Origin of the sequence: Streptomyces huiliensis, assembly GCF_020037025.1 — a bacterium.
Classification (GTDB): domain Bacteria; phylum Actinomycetota; class Actinomycetes; order Streptomycetales; family Streptomycetaceae; genus Streptomyces; species Streptomyces huiliensis.
Window position 1 is genome coordinate 1 of sequence record NZ_JAIQLH010000277.1, and the last position, 4,638, is coordinate 4,638.

Sequence of the window (4,638 nt, forward strand, 5' to 3'; positions counted from 1 at the left end):
GCGCCACCGTCGTCCTCTACGACGGCAGCCCAGGCCACCCCGACACCGCCGCCCAGTGGCGGGTCGCCGAACGCACCGGCGCCACCCTCTTCGGCACCTCCGCCGCCTACGTGATGGCCAGCCGCAAGGCCGGCCTCCACCCCGGCCGCGACCTCGACCTCTCCCGCGTCCGCTGCGTGGCGACGACGGGCTCCCCGCTGCCGCCGGACGGCTTCCGCTGGATCCACGACGAGGTCGCCGAGGACATGTGGATCGCCTCCGTCAGCGGCGGCACCGACGTCTGCAGCTGCTTCGCCGGCGCCGTCCCCACCCTCCCCGTGTACATCGGCGAACTCCAGGCCCCCTGCCTCGGCACCGACCTCCAGGCCTGGGACGAGCAGGGCAAACCCGTCGTCGACGAGGTCGGCGAACTCGTCGTCACCGCGCCCATGCCGTCCATGCCCCTCCGCTTCTGGAACGACCCCGACGGCCGGCGCTACCGCGAGAGCTACTTCGAGACCTTCCCCGGCGTCTGGCGGCACGGCGACTGGATCACCCTCACCTCGCGCGGCACCGTCGTCATCCACGGCCGCTCCGACTCCACCCTCAACCGGCAGGGCGTCCGCATGGGCTCCGCCGACATCTACGAGGCCGTCGAACGCCTCCCCGAGATCCGCGAGTCCCTCGTCATCGGCGTCGAGGAACCCGACAGCGGCTACTGGATGCCCCTCTTCGTCCACCTCGCCCCCGGCGCCACCCTGGACGACGCGCTCCTCGACCGCATCAAGCGGACCATCCGCGAACAGCTCTCCCCGCGGCACGTCCCCGACGAGGTCATAGCCGTCGAGGCCATCCCCCACACGCTCACCGGCAAGCGCATCGAGGTCCCCGTCAAGCGCCTCCTCCAAGGCACCCCCCTCGACCGGGCCGTCAACCCCGGCTCCGTCGACAACCCCGCCCTGCTCTCCTTCTACGCGGACCTCGGCCGCACCCGCCGCCGCCCCTGACCAGCGCTTCCGCCCGCCCTCGGCGCGTTGTCAGTGCCCTCGACTACTCTGAGTGAGCATTGGTGACCGTCCGAGGGGGAGTGGAAACATGGCACACATCGACGACGTCCGTATCCGGCGCAGCGCCCGCCGACGCCTGCGCAGGGAAGTACCCAGCACCGTCGCCGTCCTCGCGGACGCACACGACTTCGCCGCCATGCGGCGCTACACCAGCTTCGGCTTCGACGACCACCCCGGCTACCTACGGCACGTCGACGGCCTGCTGCGCGCCCTGGCCGCCCAGGGCACCTACACGACCGTCGCCCTGTTCGACCCCGCCGACTACGCCGCCTACTGCGCCGACCTCCGCCTCGACCCGGACAGCGCCACCAGCCGCACCCGCTACACCGCCGAGGTCGCCGCCGCCGGCACCACGGTCGCCTACGACGGACGCCCCGTCACCCGACTGCTCCCCGGCCTCATCGACGCGGCCGAACAGCAGGCCACCTGGGAATACGCCACCGAACTGCTCTCCGGCGACGACTGCGAACGCTGCGGCGAGGACACCGGCCGGACGGCCTTCGCCCGCGCCTCCCTCGCCCTGCGCCGCATCGTCGAGGCCCTCGGCCCGGGCGGCCACCACCTCGTGTGCAGCATCCCCGCCGACGGCGACGCCCCGCTCGTCGCCCTCCTCCAGACCGACTGCGGCACGGACGGCCGGCTCCGGCTCGACGAACCCTCGGCCCTGGTCTTCTGCACCGTCCTGGCCGCCGGCATCGCCACCGACCGCCCCGGCGGCATCGTCGCCCGCACCACCGCCCCCGGCCGGCCGCCCACCGTCCGCGGCTGGACCCTCCGCTCCGGCTGGCCCCGACCACTGGACGAGGCCGAGGTCTTCTCCGCCTACTGCACCGACCCCGCCACCGGCGAACCCGTCCCACCCGAGCACGGCGTGGAGTACGAGGCCGGCATCGAACTGGAGGAGACGACATAAAAGAAAAAGTGAGGGGCGCCCGCCACCCGGCGGGCACCCCTCACCCCACTCACTTCACTCCACGGTCACCCGCTTCCGCGGGCGCCGCTCACTCGCCGGACAGCACCGCCTGCGCCGCGAGGCGGGCCTCCTCGGCCGTGTCCGTCGCACGGGCCGCCGCGGCGGCCCGCTCGCACTGGGCGAGGGTGTGCTTGGCCAGCGTGGCGCGCACGTACGGAATCGAGGCGGCGCCCATGGACAGGCTCGTCACGCCGAGACCGGTCAGCACACAGGCGAGCAGCGGGTCCGACGCGGCCTCACCGCAGACACCACAGCTCTTGCCCTCGGCCTTGGCCGCCTCCGCAGACGCGGCGACCAGGTCGAGCAGCGCGGGCTGCCACGGGTCCTGGAGCCGGGAGACGGCACCGACCTGACGGTCGGCGGCGAAGGTGTACTGCGCGAGGTCGTTGGTCCCCAGGGAGAGGAACTCGACCTCCTGCAGGATCGAGCGCGCCCGCAGCGCGGCGGACGGGATCTCCACCATCGCACCGAACTTCGCCCGCAGCCCCGCCTCACGGCACGCGTCCGCGAACGCCTTGGCGTCCGTACGGTCCGCCACCATCGGGGCCATGACCTCGAGGTAGACCGGCAGCCCCTCGGCGGCCTTGGCCAGCGCGGTCAGCTGGGTGCGCAGCACCTCCGGGTGGTCCAGCAGCGTCCGCAGACCGCGCACGCCCAGCGCCGGGTTCGGCTCGTCCGCCGGGGTGAGGAAGTCCAGCGGCTTGTCGGCGCCCGCGTCCAGCACCCGCACGACGACCCGGCCCTCCGGGAACGCCTCCAGCACCTTGCGGTACGCCTCGACCTGCTTGGCCTCGGACGGCGCCTTCTGGCTGTCGTCCAGGAACAGGAACTCGGTGCGGAACAGGCCGACGCCCTCCGCGCCCGCCTCGACCGCCGCCGGCACGTCCGCGGGACCGCCGACGTTGGCGAGCAGCGGCACCTTGTGCCCGTCGGAGGTCGCACCCGGACCGGACGAGGCGGCCAGCGCCGCCTTGCGCTCCTCGGCGGCCTTCGTCAGCTCGGCGCGCTTCTCCTCGCTCGGGTCGACGAAGATCTCGCCGGTGCTGCCGTCCACGGCCACGACCGTGCCCTCGGCCAGCTCACCGGCGCCCGGCAGCGCCACGACCGCCGGCACGCCCAGCGCGCGGGCCAGGATGGCGCTGTGGCTGGTCGGCCCGCCCTCCTCGGTCACGAAACCGAGCACCAGCGTCGGGTCGAGCAGCGCGGTGTCGGCGGGCGCCAGGTCCCGGGCGATCAGCACGTACGGCTCGTCGCTGTCGGGCACGCCCGGCATCGGCACACCCAGCAGGCGGGCGACGATCCGGTTGCGCACGTCGTCCAGGTCCGCGACCCGGCCGGCCAGGTACTCGCCGGCCCCGGCCAGCAGTGCCCGGTAGGCGGCGAAGGCGTCGTAGACCGCGCGCTCGGCGGTGCTGCCGACGGCGATGCGCCGCTCGACGTCCGCCATGAGCTCGGGGTCCTGCGCCATCATGGCCTGCGCCTCGAGCACGTGCTGGGCCTCGCCGCCGGCGAGGTTGCCCCGGGCGATGAGGTCGGCGGCCACAGCCTCCACGGCCTGGCGCGCGCGCCCCTGTTCGCGCGGCGCCTCGTCCGTCGGAATCTGCTTGGCCGGCGGCTCCAGCACCGCCGTGCCCATGTGCCGGACCTCGCCGATCGCCACACCGTGGCTGACGCCGACGCCTCGCAGCGTTGCTTCCATCATGTCCTCTCGAAGGGGACCACCGGCCGCGGCCGGTGGGGGGAGCGCGTCCCCGTTGCGTTCAGCTGAACCGTTTCCGCCGGTGTCCCGGCGGCGCTGCCGCGGCCCGTTACCGCCAGCTGAACAGCTGGTCGCCGGCCTTGACGTCGCCGTCCTCGCGCACGTCGCCGAGCACGTCGGCCGTGGCCTCCAGCGCGATCACGGGGGAGATCGGCGACTTGCCCGCCGCCTCGACGGCGGCCGGGTTCCAGCGGATGACGGTCTGGCCGCGCCGGACGGTGTCGCCCTTGTTGACGAGCAGCTCGAAGCCCTCGCCGTTGAGCTGAACGGTGTCGATGCCGAGGTGCGTCAGGACGCCGTGCCCCTCGGCGTCGACGACGACGAACGCGTGGGGGTGGAGCGAGACGACGACACCGTCGACGGGGGCGACGGCCTCCGAGGGCTCACGCACGGGGTCGACGGCGGTACCGGGTCCCACCATCGCGCCGGAGAAGACCGGATCGGGCACTGCCGCGAGTCCGATGGCGCGTCCGGCGATCGGGGACGACACGGTGGTCATGGGAAGCCTCCCAGGGGTGGAGATTAGTCACGCACCGTCACTACCTGTCCCGGACGGTGCACTGATCAGAGCCTAAGTCATAGGAACTGACGGTTCCGCACGAGCGCGCCCCCGCCCGTCCAGTGCGCTCCGTAACCGATTTGCCTCTGTCGGCCGGGGGCCTGTACTGTCGAAGACCTGCCCACGACCGGAGCCCGCAGCGAGAGCTGAGGAGCACGGTACGGGGGCGGCACTCCATTCAGATGTGATCCTTTCTCAGGACCGCTTTTGTCTGCCCGTATGCCTTGATGTGTACGGAAAGGCGGGTGGCGAGAGAGACGGAAAACGCCTGATAGAGTGTGAAACACCGAAGGGAAGCGCC

General features: G+C 72.8%; 4 protein-coding genes. 2 read left to right on the forward strand and 2 right to left on the reverse strand.

Going from position 1 to position 4,638, the window contains the following annotated elements:
- A partial coding sequence (locus JNW98_RS30960) for an acetoacetate--CoA ligase (protein ID WP_223771618.1) occupies positions 1–986 on the forward strand: 986 nt, incomplete at its 5' end.
- Between the two features lie 88 nt (positions 987–1,074).
- The gene (locus JNW98_RS30965) at positions 1,075–1,959 is read left to right on the forward strand and encodes a DUF8829 domain-containing protein (RefSeq protein ID WP_223771619.1); all 885 of its coding nucleotides are present in this window, start codon (positions 1,075–1,077) and stop codon (positions 1,957–1,959) included.
- A gap of 88 nt (positions 1,960–2,047) precedes the next feature.
- Here JNW98_RS30965 and ptsP read toward each other — a convergent pair whose 3' ends face one another.
- A complete protein-coding gene (gene ptsP, locus JNW98_RS30970; protein ID WP_223771621.1) occupies positions 2,048–3,718 on the reverse strand; it encodes a phosphoenolpyruvate--protein phosphotransferase in 1,671 nt (556 codons plus the stop codon).
- A 109-nt stretch (positions 3,719–3,827) separates the two neighbouring features.
- Positions 3,828–4,277: a PTS sugar transporter subunit IIA gene (locus tag JNW98_RS30975; protein ID WP_223771620.1), complete on the reverse strand. Its 450-nt coding sequence runs from the start codon at positions 4,275–4,277 to the stop codon at positions 3,828–3,830.
- Positions 4,278–4,638 lie beyond the last annotated feature (361 nt).

What these genes read in the sequence shown, in the direction of transcription:
- JNW98_RS30965 (WP_223771619.1), top strand. Translation starts at nt 1,075, where the DNA reads ATGGCACACATCGACGACGTCCGTATCCGGCGCAGCGCCCGCCGACGC.
- ptsP (WP_223771621.1), bottom strand. Translation starts at nt 3,718, where the DNA reads ATGGAAGCAACGCTGCGAGGCGTCGGCGTCAGCCACGGTGTGGCGATC.
- JNW98_RS30975 (WP_223771620.1), bottom strand. Translation starts at nt 4,277, where the DNA reads ATGACCACCGTGTCGTCCCCGATCGCCGGACGCGCCATCGGACTCGCG.